Annotated in this window: 18 protein-coding genes; 9 read left to right on the top strand and 9 right to left on the bottom strand. The window is 71.3% G+C overall.

Annotated elements, in window-relative coordinates; genetic code table 11:
* Positions 1-4: 4 nt before the first annotated feature.
* Positions 5-1,144, bottom strand: a complete 1,140-nt coding sequence (locus GA0111570_RS11840; RefSeq protein WP_092611292.1) for an energy-coupling factor transporter transmembrane component T — start codon at positions 1,142-1,144, stop codon at positions 5-7.
* A 29-nt stretch (positions 1,145-1,173) separates the two neighbouring features.
* Positions 1,174-1,863: an SCO2322 family protein gene (locus tag GA0111570_RS11835; protein WP_092611289.1), complete on the bottom strand. Its 690-nt coding sequence runs from the start codon at positions 1,861-1,863 to the stop codon at positions 1,174-1,176.
* 333 nt (positions 1,864-2,196) lie between these two features.
* On the opposite strand from GA0111570_RS11835, the gene GA0111570_RS11830 reads away from it, so the two are divergent.
* A complete protein-coding gene (locus GA0111570_RS11830; RefSeq protein ID WP_092611286.1) occupies positions 2,197-2,967 on the top strand; it encodes a sulfite exporter TauE/SafE family protein in 771 nt (256 codons plus the stop codon).
* Positions 2,968-3,015: 48 nt separating this feature from the next.
* On the opposite strand, the gene deoC is transcribed toward GA0111570_RS11830, so the two are convergent.
* Entirely contained in the window at positions 3,016-3,681 is a 666-nt protein-coding gene (gene deoC / locus GA0111570_RS11825; RefSeq protein ID WP_092611283.1) for a deoxyribose-phosphate aldolase, read from the bottom strand.
* A gap of 146 nt (positions 3,682-3,827) precedes the next feature.
* Between deoC and GA0111570_RS11820 the strand changes: the two genes are divergently transcribed.
* The 3 genes from GA0111570_RS11820 to GA0111570_RS11815 are packed head-to-tail and all read left to right on the top strand — an operon-like array spanning position 3,828 to position 6,512.
* The gene (locus tag GA0111570_RS11820) at positions 3,828-5,438 is read left to right on the top strand and encodes a sodium-dependent transporter (RefSeq protein ID WP_092611280.1); all 1,611 of its coding nucleotides are present in this window, start codon (positions 3,828-3,830) and stop codon (positions 5,436-5,438) included.
* Positions 5,435-5,542: a methionine/alanine import family NSS transporter small subunit gene (locus GA0111570_RS17365; protein ID WP_139283229.1), complete on the top strand. Its 108-nt coding sequence runs from the start codon at positions 5,435-5,437 to the stop codon at positions 5,540-5,542. Before GA0111570_RS11820 ends, GA0111570_RS17365 begins: the two co-directional genes overlap by 4 nt.
* Positions 5,543-5,588: 46 nt before the next feature.
* Positions 5,589-6,512, top strand: a complete 924-nt coding sequence (locus GA0111570_RS11815; protein WP_092611277.1) for a DUF4031 domain-containing protein — start codon at positions 5,589-5,591, stop codon at positions 6,510-6,512.
* Here the strand turns inward: GA0111570_RS11815 and GA0111570_RS11810 are convergent, their stop codons facing one another.
* Together GA0111570_RS11810 and GA0111570_RS11805 are read right to left on the bottom strand one after the other, a co-directional pair.
* Positions 6,513-8,225, bottom strand: coding sequence for a sensor histidine kinase (locus tag GA0111570_RS11810; RefSeq protein WP_092611274.1), 1,713 nt, complete (start codon positions 8,223-8,225; stop codon positions 6,513-6,515).
* Entirely contained in the window at positions 8,218-8,949 is a 732-nt protein-coding gene (locus GA0111570_RS11805; RefSeq protein WP_092611271.1) for a response regulator transcription factor, read from the bottom strand. Before GA0111570_RS11805 ends, GA0111570_RS11810 begins: the two co-directional genes overlap by 8 nt.
* A 165-nt stretch (positions 8,950-9,114) precedes the next feature.
* Here GA0111570_RS11805 and GA0111570_RS11800 point away from each other — a divergent pair, with 165 nt between their 5' ends.
* Positions 9,115-9,477, top strand: coding sequence for a hypothetical protein (locus GA0111570_RS11800; protein WP_139283228.1), 363 nt, complete (start codon positions 9,115-9,117; stop codon positions 9,475-9,477).
* Between the two features lie 3 nt (positions 9,478-9,480).
* Here GA0111570_RS11800 and GA0111570_RS11795 read toward each other — a convergent pair whose 3' ends face one another.
* A complete protein-coding gene (locus tag GA0111570_RS11795) occupies positions 9,481-9,735 on the bottom strand; it encodes an RNA-binding S4 domain-containing protein (RefSeq protein ID WP_092611266.1) in 255 nt (84 codons plus the stop codon).
* A gap of 61 nt (positions 9,736-9,796) precedes the next feature.
* On the opposite strand from GA0111570_RS11795, the gene GA0111570_RS11790 reads away from it, so the two are divergent.
* From GA0111570_RS11790 to GA0111570_RS11775, 4 genes are read left to right on the top strand one after another with little or no spacing between them, the layout of a single operon-like run.
* On the top strand, positions 9,797-10,597 hold the full coding sequence (locus GA0111570_RS11790; RefSeq protein WP_245703172.1) for a helical backbone metal receptor: 801 nt from the start codon (positions 9,797-9,799) through the stop codon (positions 10,595-10,597).
* Positions 10,585-10,902, top strand: a complete 318-nt coding sequence (locus GA0111570_RS11785) for a DMT family transporter (protein ID WP_092611263.1) — start codon at positions 10,585-10,587, stop codon at positions 10,900-10,902. Before GA0111570_RS11790 ends, GA0111570_RS11785 begins: the two co-directional genes overlap by 13 nt.
* Positions 10,899-11,312, top strand: a complete 414-nt coding sequence (locus GA0111570_RS11780) for a DMT family transporter (protein WP_092611260.1) — start codon at positions 10,899-10,901, stop codon at positions 11,310-11,312. Before GA0111570_RS11785 ends, GA0111570_RS11780 begins: the two co-directional genes overlap by 4 nt.
* Positions 11,313-11,346: 34 nt before the next feature.
* Complete coding sequence (locus GA0111570_RS11775) at positions 11,347-12,390, top strand: NAD(P)-dependent alcohol dehydrogenase (protein WP_092611257.1); 1,044 nt, start codon at positions 11,347-11,349, stop codon at positions 12,388-12,390.
* Between the two features lie 34 nt (positions 12,391-12,424).
* Here the strand turns inward: GA0111570_RS11775 and GA0111570_RS11770 are convergent, their stop codons facing one another.
* The 3 genes from GA0111570_RS11770 to GA0111570_RS11760 are packed head-to-tail and all read right to left on the bottom strand — an operon-like array spanning position 12,425 to position 18,725.
* Entirely contained in the window at positions 12,425-13,438 is a 1,014-nt protein-coding gene (locus GA0111570_RS11770) for a dihydroorotate dehydrogenase-like protein (protein ID WP_092611254.1), read from the bottom strand.
* Positions 13,435-17,028 carry a pyruvate:ferredoxin (flavodoxin) oxidoreductase gene (nifJ, locus tag GA0111570_RS11765; RefSeq protein WP_092611251.1) on the bottom strand — a complete coding sequence of 1,198 codons (3,594 nt, stop codon included), beginning with the start codon at positions 17,026-17,028 and terminating at the stop codon, positions 13,435-13,437. The genes GA0111570_RS11770 and nifJ overlap by 4 nt, the downstream gene beginning before the upstream one ends.
* A 2-nt stretch (positions 17,029-17,030) precedes the next feature.
* Positions 17,031-18,725, bottom strand: coding sequence for an NAD(P)-binding protein (locus GA0111570_RS11760; protein ID WP_092611248.1), 1,695 nt, complete (start codon positions 18,723-18,725; stop codon positions 17,031-17,033).
* Positions 18,726-18,736 lie beyond the last annotated feature (11 nt).

The following is an 18,736-nucleotide window of genomic DNA, read 5'->3' as shown; positions in this document are numbered from 1 at the left end:
ACCTTCATGATGGGACGACCTCCACGGATCGGGGAGCAGGGGTGGCCGCGGAGGCGGCAGGGACCGGCGCGACCAGGGCGGGTAGCAGGCCGACCAGGATGGCCAGCAGGGGCACCGGCGCCAGCGGCGGGACGGCCGTCGCGCTCGGCATGGTCAGCCCGCCGGTCCCGTGCAGCGAGGACCAGACCAGCACTGCCGCGACCAGGGCGCCCGAGCCGGCGACCAGCCACTCGGGCAGCGCCCACGGGTCGGGGCGGTAGCGGGTCCGGGTCGCCCGGACCCGGCCGAGCACCAGCGCCGTGGTCGCCAGCGCCAGCCCGAGCAGCACCGCGCCGATCGACAGGGCGGGCCGGATCGAGGCGGACAGCAGACCGTACAGGCCGACCAGCAGCCCGCCGCTGCCGGCCAGGCTCAGGGCGGAGGTCAGCCGCCTGCGGCTGCGCGGCAGGTGGCGGGTCCGGCCGTAGCCGCGGGCGTCCATCGCGGCGGCCAGGGCCACCGAGCGGTCCAGCGCCGACTCCAGTACGGGCATCGCGGTGGTCCGGAACAGGGTCCGGACCCGGACCCGGCGCCCGCGCAGCCGCCGGGCGTTGTGGATCCGGCGGGCGTCGACGACCAGCTGCGGGGCGAACGTGAGCGCGACCACCAGGGCCACCTGGATCTCGTAGAGGGCGGCGGGCAGCAGCTGCAGCAGCCGGCGCGGGCTGGCCAGGGCGTTGGCCGCGCCGAAGCAGACCAGCACCACGGCGAGTTGGCCGCCCGCGTACAGCGCCGACAGCACGGCCTCCCAGGTGACCGGCCCCCCGAGCTTGATACCGGTCACCCAGTCCGGCAGCGGGAGCTGCGGCAGGACGACCAGCAGGTGGGTGCCCTGCGTGTTCGTGGACAGCACGGCCTGCAGTACCACTCGCAGCGCGACCACGACGAGCGCGATCCTGACGAACATTGTGTACGCCCGGGCCCAAGGGGCATCCGTACGCTTCATCGCGACCACGAACCCGGCCACCACCGCCAGCAGTACCAGCGGCACCGGGTTGTCCGTCCGGCTCGCCGCGACGGCCAGGCCGAGCGCCCATGCCCACCAGGCCCCCGGGTGCAGGTCCCGGGGGTGGCGGAAGTCATGGGCGGCCGACGGCCGGCGCATCGTGGCGGTCCCCGATCGGGGCGTGGCCGTCAGGCCCGGCGCCGGCGCGCGACCAGCACGCCGGCACCGGCCAGGACCACGACCAGGCCGCCGACGGTGCCCCAGACCCACGCCGGGGCGCCGGTGGACACGTCGCCGGCAGGGTCGGTCAGCTCGGGGGTGACGGGGGCCTCGGAGGCCGGGACGGTGATGTTGCTGACCGCGTCCGCGCAGCCGGTGGCCGGGTAGCCGTCGATCCCGCAGACCAGGCCGGAGGCATCGGTCCGGACGCTGGTGGCCAGTTGCAGGGTCTGGGTGGCGGTGGCGTCCTTCGGTGCGACGACACAGGTGGCGGTGGGCGGTCCGGGCGGCGTGGAGCCGGCCGGGGCGTCCTCGGCGGTGCCGGGATCGACGACCACCGCGACCCGCTTCTCGCCGTCGACGGCGCGGACCTTGCCGCAGATCTCGTTGAAGGCGGGCGTCGACCGGGGCGTACGAACAGTGGTCATGCCGGCGACGGCGTAGCGCCAACCCTGCACGGACCCGTCCTCGACGTTGGTCGACCCGGGAGCGGTCTGCGCAAACTGCCAGGCGTTGTCGATCCGCTGGTAGTAGCCCCAGTAGCGGTAGCCGTCCTCGGCCCGGGCGGTGCTGGTGCCCAGCGGAGCGAGCAGCAGCGCGAGGGCCGCCACGGCGACCAGCGCACCGCGGCGCAGGGTGAGGAAGGGACGTACGGGCATCGGGGCCTCCTGGCTGTGTTTCTCGACATGCCCGGGTGGATGCGCGCAGGCCCGAACGGCCGGCTCGCCCGCAGTCCACGACGGGTCGGTGAGCACCCCCGGCATCCGGTCATCCGACTCGTCCCGGGGCCACCTGTCGGCGGCTCGCGGGCCGCCGTGTGGGCGACCGGGACCTACGGTTGCGGGTCAGCGCCGGCTTCGGACCGGCTTCCCCGGAAGTCGGGAACTTCCGGGGCAAAGCCTACACTCTGTCGTAGAGGAACCCTGCCGACGGCCGTGCCGGACAGCGCACGGACGGGCGCGGAACGCGGCCCCGGCGGCTAACGTGGCGCCGTGTCGCCCCTGGAAGCAGTCCTGATCGTCCTGGCCGGCCTCGCCGCGGGCACCATCAACACCGTGGTCGGGTCCGGGACCCTGATCACGTTCCCGACCCTGCTGTTCCTGGGGTTCCCGCCGGTCGCCGCGAACATCTCCAACAGCCTGGGGCTCAGCGCCAGCGGGGTGACCGCCACCCGGGGATCCCAGGAGGAGTTGCGCGGCACCGGCCCGCTGCTGCGACAGATGCTGCCCCTGCAATTGGTCGGGGCGGTCGTGGGCGCGCTGTTGCTGCTGGTGCTGCCGCCGGAGGCCTTCCGCCGGGTGGTGCCGGTGCTGATCGTCATCGCGGCGCTGCTGGTCGTGTTCGGTGCCCGGATCAACCGCTGGATCGGCGCCCACCACGTCGAGGGCCCGCTGGTCGGTGGGCACCGGATCGCGCTGCTGGTAGGCACGTTCGCCGCAGGCGTCTACGGCGGCTACTTCGGTGCCGCCCAGGGCGTCCTGCTGATGGGGCTGATGAGCGCCCTGACCGCCCTGCCGCTGGTCCGCCTCAACGCGATCAAGAACGTCCTCGCGCCGGCGTCGAACTTCCTGGCCGCCCTCGTCTTCGTCGCCCTCGCCTGGGACCAGGTGCGCTGGCTGGTCGCGCTGCTGCTGGCCATCGGTGCGCTCGGCGGTGGCTGGCTCGGCGCCCGGATCGGTCGCCGGCTCTCCCCGGCCGTGCTGAGGTCCTTCATCGTGCTGGTCAGCATCGTGGCAGTGGTCAAGCTGGTCTGGTTCAGCTGAGCCGTACGACCCGGGTGGCGTAGACCCGACGCCCACGAGCGCGGTCGGCTACTCCGCGGGTGCCTGCTCCAGCACCGTACGACTGGCCGACATGCCCAGCCGGGTCGCGCCGGCCCGGACCATCGCCACGGCCGTCGGATAGTCCCGGATCCCGCCGGAGGCCTTGATCCCCAGCCGGTCGCCGACCGCCGCCCGCATCACCTCGACCGCGTGCACCGTCGCGCCGCCGGAGGGGTGGAAGCCGGTCGAGGTCTTGACGTAGTCCGCCCCGGCCCGCTCGCAGGCCTGGCAGGCGTCGATCACCTGCCGGTCGGTCAGCACGCCGGTCTCCAGGATCACCTTCAGCAGCACCGGCGCCGGCACCGCCTCCCGGACCATCCGGACCTCCTTCTCCGTGTACACCAGGTCACCGTCGAGCAGGCGGCCGACGTCGATCACCATGTCGATCTCGTGCGCCCCGGCGGCCACGGCGGCGGTCGCCTCGTCGGCCTTGATCTCGGCGGTGTGCTGTCCCGAGGGGAAGCCGGCGACCGCGGCCACCCTCACCCGGCCGGCGCCGCCGGGCAGCGGCAGGCGTGAGGGAGAGACGCAGACCGACCAGGTCCCCAGTTCGTTCGCCTCGGCCACCAGTGCCGCGACCTCGGCCTCGGTGGCAGTGGGAGCCAGCAGGGTGTGGTCGATCATCCGGGCCAGGCGGGGGCGGGTCAACTGCATGGCACCAGCGTCCCACGGCCCGACCTGCGCCGGGGCCGTTACACCAAGGGGCCCCTACCCGACGCGCGTGACGCTTGGGTATTTTCTTCTCGCCGTCGGCAGAGCCCTGTGGCAGGGTTTGCACCAGTACAACCTAGGAGGAATCCATGTCTCAGCCTGTACCCGGAGGTGGGCACGCGGCGTCTGCCGTCCGTGACACCTTCTCGGGGCGCGGGGCGTTCATCTTCGCTGCGATCGGCTCGGCCGTCGGTCTGGGGAACATCTGGCGCTTCCCGTACGTCGCCTACACCAACGGCGGCGGCGCCTTCATCATCCCCTACCTCGTCGCGCTGCTCACTGCGGGCATCCCGTTGCTGTTCCTCGACTACGTGGTCGGCCACCGCTACCGCGGTGCACCCCCGATGGCCTACCGACGACTCAAGCGCTGGATGGAGCCGATGGGGTGGTGGCAGATGGCGATCTGCTTCGTCATCGCCGTCTACTACGCCGTCATCCTCGCCCTGGCCGCGGTCTACCTCGTGCTGTCGTTCACCAAGGGCTGGGGGGCGGATCCGAAGACCTTCCTCTTCGCGCACTACTGGCCGGTCGCCGACACGTACGCCCCGCACTTCGACTTCGTGCCGAAGATGCTGATCCCGCTGGTCATCGTCTGGCTCGTCACCACCGTGGTGCTGGCCCTCGGCGTGCAGAACGGCGTGGCCGGCACCTCGATGGTCTTCCTCCCGGTGCTCTTCATCATGTTCATCTGGCTGGTGATCACGGCCGTCCGCCTGCCCGGCGCCGCCGACGGGCTGAACGCCTTCTTCACCCCGGACTGGACGGCGCTCGGGAACCCGACGATCTGGATCGCCGCGTACGGCCAGATCTTCTTCTCGCTGTCGGTCGCCTTCGGCATCATGGTGACCTACTCCTCCTACCTGAAGAAGAACTCCGACCTGACCGCCAACGGCTTCATCGTCGGCTTCGCGAACTCCTCGGTCGAGATCCTGGCCGGCATCGGGGTCTTCGCCTCGCTGGGCTTCATGGCCCACCAGGCGGGCACCACCGTCGACAAGGTGGCCGTGCCCGGTATCGGCCTGGCCTTCGTGGCCTTCCCGACGATCATCAACCAGGCGGCCGGCGGCACCCTGATCGGCATCCTCTTCTTCGGGTCGCTGCTGATCGCCGGCTTCACCTCGCACATCTCGATCCTCGAGGTGATCATCGCCGCCCTGCGCGACAAGACCGGCATCAAGCGGGTCCCCGCCACCCTGGCGGTCTGCCTGTCCGTCGGCGTGGTGTCGGTCCTGCTGTTCCCGACCACCACCGGCCTGAACCTGCTCGACGTCACCGATGCCTTCGTCAACAACTTCGGCATCGTCGGCGCCGCCCTGTTCAACGTGATCATGCTGGCCTGGGTGCTGCGCAAGCTGCCAGAGTTCGCCGGCCATGCGAACAGGTACGCCTCGATCCGCCTCGGCCGCACCTGGTTCGCCATGGTGGCCGTCGTGGCACCGGTGGTGCTCGGCTTCCTGTGGGTCAGCCAGCTCGTCACGTACGCCCGGGAGGGCTACGGCGGGATGCCCGGCTGGTTCGTCGCGGTCTTCGGCTGGGGGATGAGCATCGCCCTGGTCGTCTTCGCGCTGCTGATGAGCCTGGTCCCGTGGACGGCCGCGTCGGCACTGCGGCGCGAACGTACGTACGTGGACCTGGACGAGGACGGGGTGCCCGACGTGCCCCGCGACTTCGCACACGAGCACGGGAGGTCGGACGTATGAGCACCACCGCGACCATCATGATGGTCATCTCCATGATCGCCGTCTGGGGGAGCCTGCTGGCCTCCGTCGCCTGGGCGGCGACGCACCCGGAGAAGCCCGAGTGATGCCACGGCGGGGGAGCGGCCGGACGCGGCGGGTGGAGAGCCCGACGTGATCCTGGTCGACCCCCCGCTGTGGCCCGCGCACGGGACCCACTTCTCCCACCTGGTCTCGGACGATTCCCTGGCCGAGCTGCACGACTTCGCCGAGCTGATCGGCCTGTCGGCCCGGGCGTACGACCGCGACCACTACGACCTCCCTGTCTCCCAGTACGACATCGCCGTGGCCGCGGGGGCCAGGGAGGTCCCGCCGACCGAGGTGGTCCGTGCGCTGCGCCGCGCCGGGCTGCGCAGCAGCAAACCGCGGGCGCTCGCCGCGGCCCGGGCCCGCGACGAGATGCTCCGCGCGTCCTGGGCGGCCATGCTGCCGCACGCGATCGACATGGGCACCGAGTTGCTCGAGCGCTGGTCGGAGCCGCAGCGCCGCTACCACACCCCCCAGCACCTGGCCGAGATGCTCGACGCCCAGGCCGCCCTGGTCGATGACCAGGAGACCGGCGCCGTCCCCGAACGCAGCCTGCGACTGGCCGCCTGGTTCCACGACGCGGTGTACGAGGGCCGGCCCGGCCAGGACGAGGAGGCCTCCGCCGTCCTGGCCGAGCAGTCCCTCGACGGCTTGGTCCCGGCCCGCGAGGTGGAGGAGGTCGCCCGGCTGGTCCGGCTCACCGCGAGCCACCGCGCCGAGGCCGACGACCGCCGCGGCGAGGTCCTCACCGATGCCGACCTGGCCATCCTCGGTGCCGACGGTGCGCGCTACCTGGAGTACTCCCGGCAGGTCCGGGCCGAGTACCACCGGGTGCCCGCAGGGGACTACCGGGGCGGTCGCCTCGAGGTCCTCCGGCGACTCGCAGCCCTGGTGCCGCTCTATCGCACCCGACCTGCCGAGCGCTGGTGGGCCGAGGCCGCCCGGCACAACATGGCCGAGGAGCGGGATCGCCTGCTGGCCCAGCAGCGACGCGCCGATCGCGCGACCTGACTACTGGCTGCTACCCGCCACGCCGATGGGGGAGACCTGTTCCCGCGCAGCGGCGACGACCGGCGAGGCCGAGGCGGGGGCGGGTGCGAGCGGCAGCCGGACCGTGAGGGTCGTCCAGGTCGCCGCGCCGGTGCTGCCGGGCGGCAGGTCCGCGGCCGCCCGCGAGTCGATCGTCACCGTCCCGCCGTGGGCCTCCACGACGGCCTGGACGATCGACAGTCCCAGGCCGGTGCTGCCCGACCGGATCGAGGCGTCCGGGATCCGGGCCCGCGCCGAGTCGGCCCGTACGAAGCGGTCGAAGACCTGGTCCACCATGGCGGCGGGGATCCCCGGACCGTTGTCGCGGATCGAGATCACCGCGCACTGCCGGCCGGTGGCCGGGTCCGGCTGCACCGACAGTGCGGCGTGCACCTGGGTTCCCGGAGGGGTGTGGGTGCGGGCGTTGGCGAGCAGGTTGGCCGTTACCTGGTGCAGTTGGTGCCGGTCCCCGATCGTCACGACGGGCTCCGGCGGGACGCCCAGGGACCACCGGTGCTCCGGCCCGGCGGCCTGCGCGTCGGCGGTGGCGTTCACCACGATCTCGCTGAGGTCAACCGGTTCGGTGGCAGGGGTGGGGTTGTTGTCGAGCCGGGCCAGGAGCAGGAGGTCCTCGACCAGGGCGGACATCCGCTCGGCCTCGGCGTCGATCCGGTCCAGGGCCCGGGCCGTCTGCGCCGGCATCGATGCCCGGTCCCGGCGGGTCAGCTCGGCGTAGCCCCGGATGGCGGCCAGCGGGTTGCGCAGCTCGTGGGAGGCGTCGGCGACGAACCGGCGGACCTTGGACTCCGAGGACTGGCGGGCCTGCAGGGCGCTCTCCACGTGGCCGAGCATCTGGTTGAAGGCGTCGCTCACGTCGGCGACCTCGGCGGCATGGCCGGGGGGCGGGACGGGCGCGCGGACCTGCAGGTCCACGTGGCCGTGCTCCAGCGGTGTGGCCGTCACCTCCCGGGCCACCGCGGCCAGGTCGGTCATCGGGCGCAGGTTGCGGACCACGACCAGGTAGACGCTGGCCAGGCTGACCACGATGGCGAGCAGCGAGATCGCGCCGAACGTCGAGACGACCCGTACGATCACCGCACGGGTGTCGGCCAGCGGCAACCCGACGATCACCTGTTGCCCGTCGATGTAGGTGCTGATCGCGCGGTAGGGGCCCATCATGTACAGGTCGACGGTGACCGGTGCGCGGTCCGGTACGACGGCGGCCAGGGTCTTCAGTGCCGCATTGCTGGGCACGCCCTGGATCCCGTCGTTGGTGAGGTAGCCGCTGATGGCCGTCGTCTGGCTCAGGTAGACCACCACGGTGCCGATCGGCTGGCCAGGCAGGTTGATCCCCTCGGGGTATCCCTGGGCGTTGTTGTCCGGTCCGGGCTGGCGGGTCAGGACCGCGGACAGCCGCTCGTCGAGCTGCTCCAGCAGCACCCGCTGCGCGACGACGGTGGTGATCCCGCCGAGGAACAGGGCGACCAGCGTGGTGATGGCGGTGACCTGCAGGATCAGCCGGCGGGCCAGGGTGCCGGCAGCAGGGACCCCCAGGTTCCCGGTCTCCGCGGGGGAGGGCGGTGCGGCCGGTGCGGGCAGGGCGCGGGCGGGCGCGCCGGCCGGTCCGCGCGCCCGGCCGGGCCCGAGCCGCCGGTGGCCCCGCCGGGGTGGCGCGGCTCGGGGTCCGTCAGTCATCTGCCGGTCGGAGCATGTAGCCGGCCCCACGCAGGGTATGGATCATCGGGGTCCGGCCCGCGTCGATCTTCTTGCGCAGGTACGAGATGTAGAGTTCGACGATGTTCGCCTGGCCGCCGAAGTCGTAGTTCCAGACCCGGTCGAGGATCTGGGCCTTGCTCAGCACCCGGCGGGGGTTGTGCATCAGGTAGCGCAGCAGCTCGAACTCGGTGGCGGTCAGGTGGATCGAGTCGCCGCCGCGGGCGACCTCGTGCGAGTCCTCGTCGAGGGTCAGGTCGCCGACGACGAGGGTGGCGGCGTTGGCCGCGGCGTACGTGCCGGTCCGGCGCAGCAGCGCCCGCAGCCGGGCGATGACCTCTTCGAGGCTGAACGGCTTGGTGACGTAGTCGTCCGCGCCGCTGACCAGGCCCTCGATCCGGTCGGCGACCGCGTCGCGCGCGGTCAGGAAGATCACCGGGAGGTCAGGCTGCTCGGCGTGCAGCCGCTGCATCACCTCGAGGCCGTCGAAGTCCGGCAGCATGATGTCGAGCACTGCCGCGTCGGGACGGATCTCGTGGGCGACCTGGATCGCCTCCTGCCCGCTGGCCGCGGTCCAGACCTCCCAGCCCTCGTACCGCATGGCCATCGAGAGCAGCTCTGTCAGGGCCGACTCGTCGTCGACCGCGAGGATGCGGATCGGGGAGCCGTCGGGCCTGGTGAGATTTGCCTGGGAACGGTCGTTCATACCATGAGACTGTCACGGCCGTCGGTGTGCGTCGGCCCAATTCCTGTGATTTTTCCAGGTGTGGCCTGTGCGTCGCAGGATGGCGGGTGGGTCGGCCCTCCCGCGGCGGTGCGACACCCGTACGGGGCTGCTGTGCGTCCCGGGGCCAACCACTAGGCTGACTGCGTGGAGATGTTCGACGAACGTGCGGAGATCGAGCGGCTACGCGACCGCCTCTATGAGCTGGAGCAGCGGGTCGCCTGGTTGCTGGCGGTCGCCGGCCGGGCGAGTGAGAGCGTGCCACTCGACGAGGCGGTCGCCGACGTCCTGCGCAACGGCACCTACATCGACGCCGTGATGCTCTACCGCGAGCGCACCGGGGCGGGCCTGGCCGAGGCCAAGCAGTACGTCGACCGGATGCGCAGCAAGGGTGAGGTGAACAACGACGACGAGTCGATCGTCGTCAGCCACAACGAGTTGCCCGCCGCGGAGGCGACCGACGTGCCGGGGGCGACCGAGGCCGGCGCCGTCGACGACGGCGCGGCCTGATCCTCAGAGGTCCTCGACCACCACGGTGACCTCGCGCTCGCCCGGATAGGCGAGCGTCACCCGCTGGCCGACGTGCAGCTGGCGTCCACGGCGTGTCTCCACCTCTCCGTCCACGCGCACGTACCCGCCCTGCACCAGCTCGCGCGCCTCGCCGCCCGTCTCGGCCAGGTTGGCCCACTTCAGGAACTGTCCCAGCCGGATCGTCTCGGCCTCGTGGTCAGGAGTGTTCTCGTCCGGCGGCTCGGGTGCGGTGCTCATGCCCCCATTGTTCCCGACCGCGGAGGCGGGAGCTGTCGGTGGGCACCCCTAGGCTGGGGCCATGGTGAACCGGTTGCGGCTGCTGCACGATGATCTCGGCGCCGCGGTGGAGCTACCGCCGGAGGGGCCCGCCAGGATCGTCTCGCTCGTCCCGTCCCTGACCGAGGCGGTGGCCCTCACGGCCCCGGAACGGCTCGTGGGCGCGACCGACTGGTGCACCCATCCGGCCGACCTCGAGGTCGCCCGGGTACGGGGCACGAAGAATCCGGACCTGGCGGCCATCGCCGCCCTGCGCCCCGACCTGGTGCTCTGCAACCAGGAGGAGAACCGCCGACTTGACGTCGAGCGGCTCCGGGAACGCGGCATCCCCGTCTGGGTGACGGTGGTCGAGTCCCTCGATGGTTCCCTCGCCGCGCTGCGCCGGGTGTTCGTGGAGGTCCTCGCCGGGGACGCACCGGGCTGGCTGCTGCAGGCCGAACAGGTCTGGGCGCCGCAGGAGCCGGTCCGGCGCCGGGTCGCCGTGCCGATCTGGCGCGACCCCTGGATGGTCGTCGGTGGGAGGACGTACACCGGCGACCTGGTCCGCCGTCTCGGTTTCGCGAACGCCTTCGACGATCCGGACGCCGGGCGCTACCCGCACGTCGACCTGGACCGGATCCGGGCCGAGGCCGAGCTCGTCATCCTGCCCGACGAGCCGTACGCCTTCGGCCCGGACGACGGACCGGAGTGCTTCACCGCGACCGACGGGTCGCCCGCGATCGACACGGTCTGCGTCGACGGCCGGGACCTGACCTGGTACGGGCCCGCCATGGTCGCGGCGCGTGCCCGGCTCGAGGAGGCGCTGGTCCCGTGGCGTGGCTGATGCTCATCCTCTCCGGGGTGCTCGAAGCCGTCTGGGCGACCGCACTGTCGATGTCGAGGGGATTCCGCCGACCGGTTCCGGTGCTGGTGTTCCTGGTCGCCTCGGTGGCCTCGATGGCCGGACTGGGCCTGGCCATGCGGACGATCCCGACAGGGACGGCGTACGCGGTCTGGGCAGGGGTCGGGGCCGCCCTGACCGTCGTGGTCGGGATGGTGCGCGGCACCGACCGGGTCACGCTGGCCCGGGTCCTGCTGCTGGTCGGCCTGCTGTCCTGCGTGGCCGGGCTGAAGGTGGTGTCCGGATGACCTCCGCACCGCGCGAGGGGCGCTGGGCCTGGCCGGCACTGGTCGGCTCCGGGGTGCTGGAGGCCGTCTGGGCCACCGCGATGGGCGCCTCGGCCGGCTTCACCCGGCCGGGCGCCACCACGGTGTTCGCGATTGCCCTCGTGATGTCCGTCCTCGGCCTGGGGTCGGCGATGCGGCACATCCCGACCGGCACCGCCTACGCGGTCTGGACCGCGATCGGTTCGGTGCTGACCGTGTCCTGGGGCATCGTGCAGGGGACCCAGCCGGCCCAGCCGCTCACGGTGGTGTTCCTGGCAGGCATCATCGGCTGTGTCCTGGGCCTGCACGCGCTCGAGAACCGCGAGGCGCGGCACCGCCACCGTGCCGGCGGCGTTCCGGACCCACTGGTCCCACCGGCGCCGGGTGACTAGCCTTCACCACGTCCGTCCACTGCAGGAGGTCCTGATGTCCACCACCGTACGAGCCTGGGGAGCCCCCGGAGCCGGCCAGCCGCTGGAGCCGTTCACCATCGAGCGCCGCGACCTGCGGCCCGACGACGTACGGATCGACATCGCCTACTGCGGCATCTGCCACTCCGACGTCAGCACCGTCGCCGGGGAATGGGGCGAGCGCCGCTGGCCGCTGGCCCCCGGGCACGAGGTCGTCGGCACCGTCACCGCCGTCGGCTCCGAGGTGACCCAGTTCCAGGTCGGCGACATCGCCGGCGTCGGCTGCATGGTCGACTCCTGCGGCAGCTGCGAGGCCTGCCTGGCCGGTGAGGAGCAGTTCTGCACCGTCGCCCGCGTCCTGACGTACGGCGGGACGATGCCCGACGGGGAGTACACCCAGGGCGGCTACGCCCAGCAGATCGTGGTGCAGGAGGCCTTCGCGCTGCAGGTCCCCGACACGATCCCGCTGCCGAACGCTGCGCCGTTGCTGTGCGCCGGCATCACCACCTACTCCCCGCTGCTGCACTGGGGCGTCGGCGAGGGGACCCGGGTCGGCGTCGTCGGCCTGGGCGGGCTGGGGCACATGGGTGTCCAGATCGCCGCTGCCCTCGGGGCCGAGGTCACCGTCCTGACCCACTCGGCCTCCAAGGCGGCCGATGCACTGCGCCTCGGGGCGACCGACGTCGTCGCGACCTCCGAGCCGGGAGCCCTCGAGGCCGCCCGGGGCCGCTTCGACTTCCTGCTCAACACGGTCGCGGCACCGCTCGACTTCGACGCGTACATGAACACGCTGCGGGTGGACGGCGTGATGTGCAACGTCGCCCTGCCCAAGGAGCCGTTCTCCGCCCCGGTGCGGACCTTCACCAACGCGCGCCGGACGTTCGCCGGCTCGCTGATCGGCGGGATCGCAGAGACCCAGGAGATGCTCGACTTCTGTGCCGAGCACCGGATCGGGGCCGAGGTCGAGGTGATCGCCGCGGACCGGATCAACGAGGCGTACGACCGAATGATGCGCTCGGACGTGAAGTACCGGTTCGTGATCGACACAGCGACGGTCTGACCGCGGTCGGGGAGATCGGTCTGCACCGCCCGGGTCAGAGCCCCCCGTACGTAGTCTTGGCCTTCTCCAGGGCCGTCACGTAGCCGGCGCGCTGGTAGGCGTTCTCGTCGGCGTGGCGGATCGACAGCAGCCCCCGGACGTCCTCCAGGCAGGTGTAGCCCTTGGTGTCCATCCAGGACTCCAGGCCGCCGAGCAGCTGGTGGCCGTAGTCGGCGCCGTGGCGGACCAGGGCCGAGGTCGACATCACCACGTCGGCGCCGGCCAGCAGGTAGCGGACGACGTCCTCCGGGCCCTGAACCCCGGACGTCGCGGCCAGCGAGGCCGTGACCCGGCCGTGCAGCGCGGCGATCCAGGTCCGCGGCAGGCGGCCCTCGACCTGGGCGGACAGGTTGACCTCCGGCTCGACGTCCATCGCGTCGATGTCGATCTCGGGCTGCAGGAAGCGGTTGAACAGCACCAGCCCGTCGGCGCCGGCCTCGGAGAGCTGCCGGCACATGTGGCCGACGGAGCTGAAGTACGGCGAGAGCTTCACCGCGACCGGGATCGACACGGCCTGCTTGACCGAGCGGAGGATCTCCAGGTGGCGCTCCTCGACCTCGCGGCCGGACAACGAGATGTCGCCGACCACGAAGTAGATGTTCAGCTCGATCGCCGCGGCACCGGCCTCCTCCAGCTGGCGGGCGTACTGGGTCCAGCCACCGCGGGTCGAGCCGTTGATCGAACCGATCACCGGCACCCCGGCGGCCTTGGCGCCCTCCTCCACCAGGTGCAGGTAGTGCGCGGGCACGTCGCCGTCGTCGATCCCCGGCAGCTCCGGGAAGTACGACAGCGCCTCCCCGAACGTCTCGGCGTTCCGTTCGACCAGCGCCGCGTCCAGCTCGGCCTGGTGGCGGATCTGCTCCTCGAACACGGAGTAGAGCACGACCGCCGCGGCCCCGCCGTCGGCGAGTGCCTTGATGCCGTCGACGGTCTGGGACAGCGGGCCGGCCGAGGCGACCAGCGGATTGCGCAGCCGCAGGCCCAGGTAGGTGGTCTCGAGGTTCATCAGGATCCCTTCCGGGCGTCGGCAGCGAACATGTCGGCGCCCCTGGCGGCCAGGTCTTCGTACGATTGCCAGCGTCGGTCGACCGACTCCTGGCCCAGCCCGATCAGGCGCTCGGCCTCTGCCGGGTCGGACTTCTCCAGCATCCGGAAGCGCAGCTCCTTGGAGCGGTACTCCTTCAGCGAGAACCGGGGTCGGGGCGAGTCGAGCAGGAACGGGTTGCCGCCCTCGTCACGGATCACCGGGTTGTAGCGGATCAGCGGCCAGTGGCCCGAGTTCACCGCGAGGTACTGCTGGTCCAGGCCCTTGCGCATGTCGATGCCGTGCGCGATGCAGTGGCTGTAGGCCAGGATCAGCGAGGGCCCGTCGTACGCCTCCGCCTCGCGGAAGGCCTTGAGGGTCTGCTGCGGGTCGGCGCCCATCGCGACGCGGGCGACGTACACGTTGCCGTACGCGATGGCCTGCATGGCCAGGTCCTTGGACTGGGTCGTCTTGCCCGCGGTGGCGAACTTGGCGACCGCGCCCAGCGGGGAGGCCTTGGAGGCCTGGCCACCGGTGTTGGAGTACACCTCGGTGTCCAGCACCAGGATGTTCACGTTGCGACCGGAGGCGAGCACGTGGTCCAGGCCGCCCGAGCCGATGTCGAAGGCCCAGCCGTCGCCGCCGACGATCCACACCGAACGGCGGATCAGGTGGTCGACCACCGAGCGCAGGTTGTCCACCTTCTCCTGGTGCCACTCGTCCAGCGGCCCGGCCTCCAGCGCGTCGAGCCGCTCCTTCAGAAGGTCGACCCGCGCCCGTTGGGCCGCGAAGTCGGACTCGGTGAACTGGGGCGCCTCCAGGAGCCCGTCGATGAGTTCGGCGCCGACGTCCTCGCGCAGCTCGCCGGTCATCTTCCGGGCCTGGGCGGTGTGCACGTCGGCGGCCAGGCGCAGGCCCAGGCCGAACTCCGCGTTGTCCTCGAACAGGCTGTTCGACCAGGCCGGACCGCGGCCCTCGGCATTCTTGGCCCACGGGGTGGTGGGCAGGTTGCCGCCGTAGATCGAGGAGCAGCCGGTGGCGTTCGCGACGGTCGCCCGGTCGCCGAACAGCTGGGTCAGCAGCTTCAGGTACGGCGTCTCGCCGCAGCCGCTGCAGGCCCCGGAGAACTCGAACAGCGGCTCCAGGAACTGGGTGCCGCGGACGGTGCCGAAGTCGACCCGGGTGCGGCTGTTCACCGGCAGGGTCTGGAAGAACTCGATGTTCTTCTTCTCCTGCTCCAGCCGGGGGGCGACCTCGGTGATGTTGATCGCCTTGCGCTGCGGCTGGCCGAGCGGGGAGACCGGGCAGGCCTCGGTGCACAGGCCACAGCCGGTGCAGTCCTCGGCGAACACCTGCAGGGTGAAGCGGGTGTTCGGCAGGCCGGCTGCTGCCAGCTCGGCGGACTGGAAGCCCTCGGGGGCATCCGCGAGCAACTCGGGGGCGTAGAACTTCGACCGGATCACGGCGTGCGGGCAGACGATCGAGCAGTTCCCGCACTGGATGCAGGCCTCGGGGTCCCATTCGGCGACGATCTCGGAGACGTTGCGCTTCTCGTAGCGGGTGGTGCCCGAGGGGTAGGTGCCGTCGACCGGCATCGCGCTGACCGGCAGGGTGTCGCCGAGGTCGGCCATCATCACCGACGTGACGTTCCGGACGAACGCGGGGGCGTCGGCCGGGATCGGGTTGCGCAGCCCGTGGTCGGAGGTCACCGTTGCGGGCAGGTCGACCTTGTACAGGTGCTCGACCGCCATGTCGACCGCAGCGTGGTTCTTGCGGACGACCTCCTCGCCCTTGCGGGAGTACGTCTTGGTGATCGAGTTCTTGATCCGGGTCAGGGCCTCCTCGCGGGGCAGCACCCCGGAGATGGCGAAGTAGCAGGCCTGCAGCACGGTGTTCGTACGACTGCCCATCCCGGCGCTGCGGGCGACCGCGGTCGCGTCGATGACGTACAGCTCGATGTCCTTGGCCAGGATGGTCTCCTGCACCGGCCGGGGGAGCTTGTCCCAGACCTCGTCCTTGCCGTACGGGCTGTTGAGCAGCAGCACGGTCCCGCGGCGGGCGAAGGGCAGGACGTCGACGTTCTCCAGGATCGACCAGTGGTGCACCCCGATGAAGTCGGCCTGGGAGACCAGGTACGGGGCCTCGATCGGCGTCGGACCGAAGCGCAGGTGCGAGGTGGTTCGCGAGCCGGACTTCTTCGAGTCGTACACGAAGTAGCCCTGGGCGTAGCGGTCCTGGTCCATGCCGAGGATCTTGATGGTGTTCTTGTTCGCGCCGACGGTGCCGTCGGAACCGATGCCGTAGAACACGGCCTGGTTGGTCCGCGGGTCCTCGATGTCCAGCGTCGGGTCGTAGTCCAGCGACAGGTGCGTGACGTCGTCCTCGATGCCGACGGTGAAGCGGGGCCGGGGGGCGTCCTTGGCCAGCTCGTCGAACACGCCGACGACCATCGCCGGGGTGACGTCCTTCGAACCCAGGCCGTAGCGGCCACCGAAGACCTTCGGCATGTCGGGGCGATGACCCGAGGCGTACGCCTCGCCCAGGGCGCTGACCACGTCGAGGAAGAGCGGCTCGCCGCCGGAGCCGGGCTCCTTGGTGCGGTCGAGCACGGCGACCTTGCGCACCGAGGCGGGCAGCGCGGCCAGCAGGTCCTCGGTCGGGAAGGGCCGGTAGAGGCGGACGTTGACCAGGCCGACCCGGCGGCCCTGCGCGTTCAGGTGGTCGACGGTGGACCTGACGGTCTGCACCGCCGAGCCCATCAGCACCACGACGGTGTCGGCGTCGGGGGCGCCGTGGTACTCCACCAGGCCGTAGCGGCGGCCGGTGAGCGCGGCGAACTTGTCCATCGCGTCCCGGACGACGCCCGGCACCCACTGGTAGTAGGTGTTCACCGTCTCGCGGCCCTGGAAGTAGACGTCCGGGTTCTGCGCGGTGCCACGGATGAACGGGTGCTCCGGGTCGAGGGCGCGGCGCCGGTGCTCGCGGACCAGTTCCTTGGGTACCAGGGCGCGCAGGTCCTCGTCGGACAGCATCTCGACGGTGTTCAGCTCGTGGGACGTACGGAACCCGTCGAAGAAGTGTACGAACGGGACCCGTGACTGCAGCGTCGACATCTCCGCGACCGCGGCCATGTCGTGGGCCTCCTGCGGGGAGTCCGAGGACAGCAGGGCGAAGCCCGTCTGGCGTACGGCCATCACGTCCTGGTGGTCGCCGAAGATCGACAGGCCCTGCGCCGCGAGCGCGCGGGCGGCGACGTGGAACACCGTGGAGGTGAGCTCGCCGGCGATCTTGTACATGTTCGGGATCATCAGCAGCAGGCCCTGGGAGGCGGTGAAGGTGGTGCTCATCGCACCGCCCTGCAGCGCCCCGTGCATCGCACCGGCCGCGCCGCCCTCGGACTGCATCTCGACCACCGTCGGAACGGTGTCCCAGACGTTCTTGCGCCCGTGCGCCGCCCACTCGTCGCACAGCTCGGCCATCGTCGAGGAGGGCGTGATCGGGTAGATCGAGCAGAGCTCGTTGAGCCGGTAGGCCACCGAGGCGGCAGCCTCGTTGCCGTCGATGATTGCGCGCATGGTCAGATTCCGTTCCTCGTCGATGCCTCGTGGGACTGGGCGGCCGAGGTCAGGTCCGGCGGCAGCGCCACCCCCTCGGGCACCATCTCGATCGCATGGACCGGGCACTGCTCGAAGCAGGTGGCGCAGCCGGTGCACTTGTCGTAGTCGAAGCGGTAGCGGTGGCCCTTGCCGAGCTTGATCACCGCGTCCTCGGGACAGGCGCCCAGACAGCCGTCGCACTCGAAGCAGTTGCCACACGACAGGCACCGCTGCGCCTCGAACAGCGCCTGGTCGGGGGACAGGCCGCCGACGATCTCCTCGAAGGCGGACAGCCGGGTCTCGGGGTCCATCTCGGGCTGGGTGCGCTGGGAGTCGCTGTCGCGGAAGTACCAGAGGTTGAGCTTGTCGAAGCCGGCCATCGGGTGCTTGGTCGGCTCGACCACCTGGCCGGCGCTGAGGTACATGTGGATGTTGTGGGCGGCCTTCTTGCCGTGGCCGGTGCCGACGGTGACCGTACGCTCCGAGGGGACCGCGTCGCCGCCGGCGAAGATGCCCGGCACGTCCGACATCAGCGTCCTCGGGTCGACCTGCAGGGTGTCGTCGTCGAAGCGCAGCCCGTGGATGTTGTGCAGGAAGCCGGTGTCCGGCTTCTGGCCGACGGCCATGATCACGGTGTCCGCGTCGAGCCGCTCGAACCGGCCGGTGCCGCGCGGGCGCCCGTCCTCGTCCAGCTCCATGATCTCCACGGTGAGGTCGTCGCCGACCTCGGTGATCGTCTGCAGCCAGTTGATCTTCACGCCCTCCTGCTCGGCCGCCTCGGCCTCGTCCTGGTGGGCAGGCATCTGCTCGCGGGTGCGCCGGTAGATGATCGTGGTCTCGTCGGCGCCCAGGCGTACGGCCGTACGGGCCGCGTCCATCGCGGTGTTGCCGCCGCCGTACACCGCCACCTTGCGGCCGATCAGCGGACGTCCGCCGCCGGCCACGTCGCGGAGGAAGCCGACCGCGTCGACCAGCTTGGAGGTGTCCTGGGCCGGGATGTCCACCTTCTTGGACAGGTGCGCGCCGATCGCGATGAAGCACGCGTCGAAGCCGCCCTCGGCCACCTCGGCGGCCAGGTCGTGGACCGGGTGGTTGCAGGTGATGGTGACGCCCAGGTCGACGAGCCGGTCGATCTCGGCATCCAGTACGTCGCGGGGGAGCCGGTACTCCGGGATGCCCCAGCGCATCATGCCGCCGGGCCGGTCGGAGCCGTCGCGGATCTCCACCTCGTGGCCGAGACGGGCCAGGTGGTAGGCGGCGGACAGGCCGGAGGGGCCGGCGCCGATCACCAGTACCTTCTTGCCGGTATGGTGGCTGGGCTTGTCGTACGTCCAGCCGTTCTCGATCGCCAGGTCGCCCAGGTAGCGCTCCACGGCGTGGATCGACACGGACTGGTCCAGCTCGGCGCGGTTGCACGCCACCTCGCATGGGTGGTAGCAGACGCGTCCGTGGATGGCTGGGAACGGGTTGTCGTCGGTGAGCTGGCGCCAGGCGTCCTGGGCGCGCCCACGCTTGATCAGGTACAGCCAGTTCTGGATGTTCTCGCCGGCGGGGCAGCCGGCATTGCACGGGGGGAGCAGGTCGACGTAGACCGGTCGACGGGTCCGCTGGGGGGTGACGCGTCCACGAGTGGTGCCGAGGTCGGGCAGCTTCGTGACGTCCTTGCGACTCTGCATGGTGCCACAGT

Source organism: Raineyella antarctica (assembly GCF_900092135.1).
Taxonomy (GTDB): domain Bacteria; phylum Actinomycetota; class Actinomycetes; order Propionibacteriales; family Propionibacteriaceae; genus Raineyella; species Raineyella antarctica.
This window is presented reverse-complemented; position numbering and strand designations above follow the sequence as displayed.

Excerpts from the sequence above, each read along its gene's own strand:
- GA0111570_RS11840 (WP_092611292.1), bottom strand. The coding sequence starts at position 1,144 with ATGCGCCGGCCGTCGGCCGCCCATGACTTCCGCCACCCCCGGGACCTG.
- GA0111570_RS11835 (WP_092611289.1), bottom strand. The coding sequence starts at position 1,863 with ATGCCCGTACGTCCCTTCCTCACCCTGCGCCGCGGTGCGCTGGTCGCC.
- deoC (WP_092611283.1), bottom strand. The coding sequence starts at position 3,681 with ATGCAGTTGACCCGCCCCCGCCTGGCCCGGATGATCGACCACACCCTG.
- GA0111570_RS11820 (WP_092611280.1), top strand. The coding sequence starts at position 3,828 with ATGTCTCAGCCTGTACCCGGAGGTGGGCACGCGGCGTCTGCCGTCCGT.
- GA0111570_RS17365 (WP_139283229.1), top strand. The coding sequence starts at position 5,435 with ATGAGCACCACCGCGACCATCATGATGGTCATCTCCATGATCGCCGTC.
- GA0111570_RS11810 (WP_092611274.1), bottom strand. The coding sequence starts at position 8,225 with ATGACTGACGGACCCCGAGCCGCGCCACCCCGGCGGGGCCACCGGCGG.
- GA0111570_RS11805 (WP_092611271.1), bottom strand. The coding sequence starts at position 8,949 with ATGAACGACCGTTCCCAGGCAAATCTCACCAGGCCCGACGGCTCCCCG.
- GA0111570_RS11795 (WP_092611266.1), bottom strand. The coding sequence starts at position 9,735 with ATGAGCACCGCACCCGAGCCGCCGGACGAGAACACTCCTGACCACGAG.
- GA0111570_RS11790 (WP_245703172.1), top strand. The coding sequence starts at position 9,797 with ATGGTGAACCGGTTGCGGCTGCTGCACGATGATCTCGGCGCCGCGGTG.
- GA0111570_RS11780 (WP_092611260.1), top strand. The coding sequence starts at position 10,899 with ATGACCTCCGCACCGCGCGAGGGGCGCTGGGCCTGGCCGGCACTGGTC.
- GA0111570_RS11775 (WP_092611257.1), top strand. The coding sequence starts at position 11,347 with ATGTCCACCACCGTACGAGCCTGGGGAGCCCCCGGAGCCGGCCAGCCG.
- nifJ (WP_092611251.1), bottom strand. The coding sequence starts at position 17,028 with ATGCGCGCAATCATCGACGGCAACGAGGCTGCCGCCTCGGTGGCCTAC.
- GA0111570_RS11760 (WP_092611248.1), bottom strand. The coding sequence starts at position 18,725 with ATGCAGAGTCGCAAGGACGTCACGAAGCTGCCCGACCTCGGCACCACT.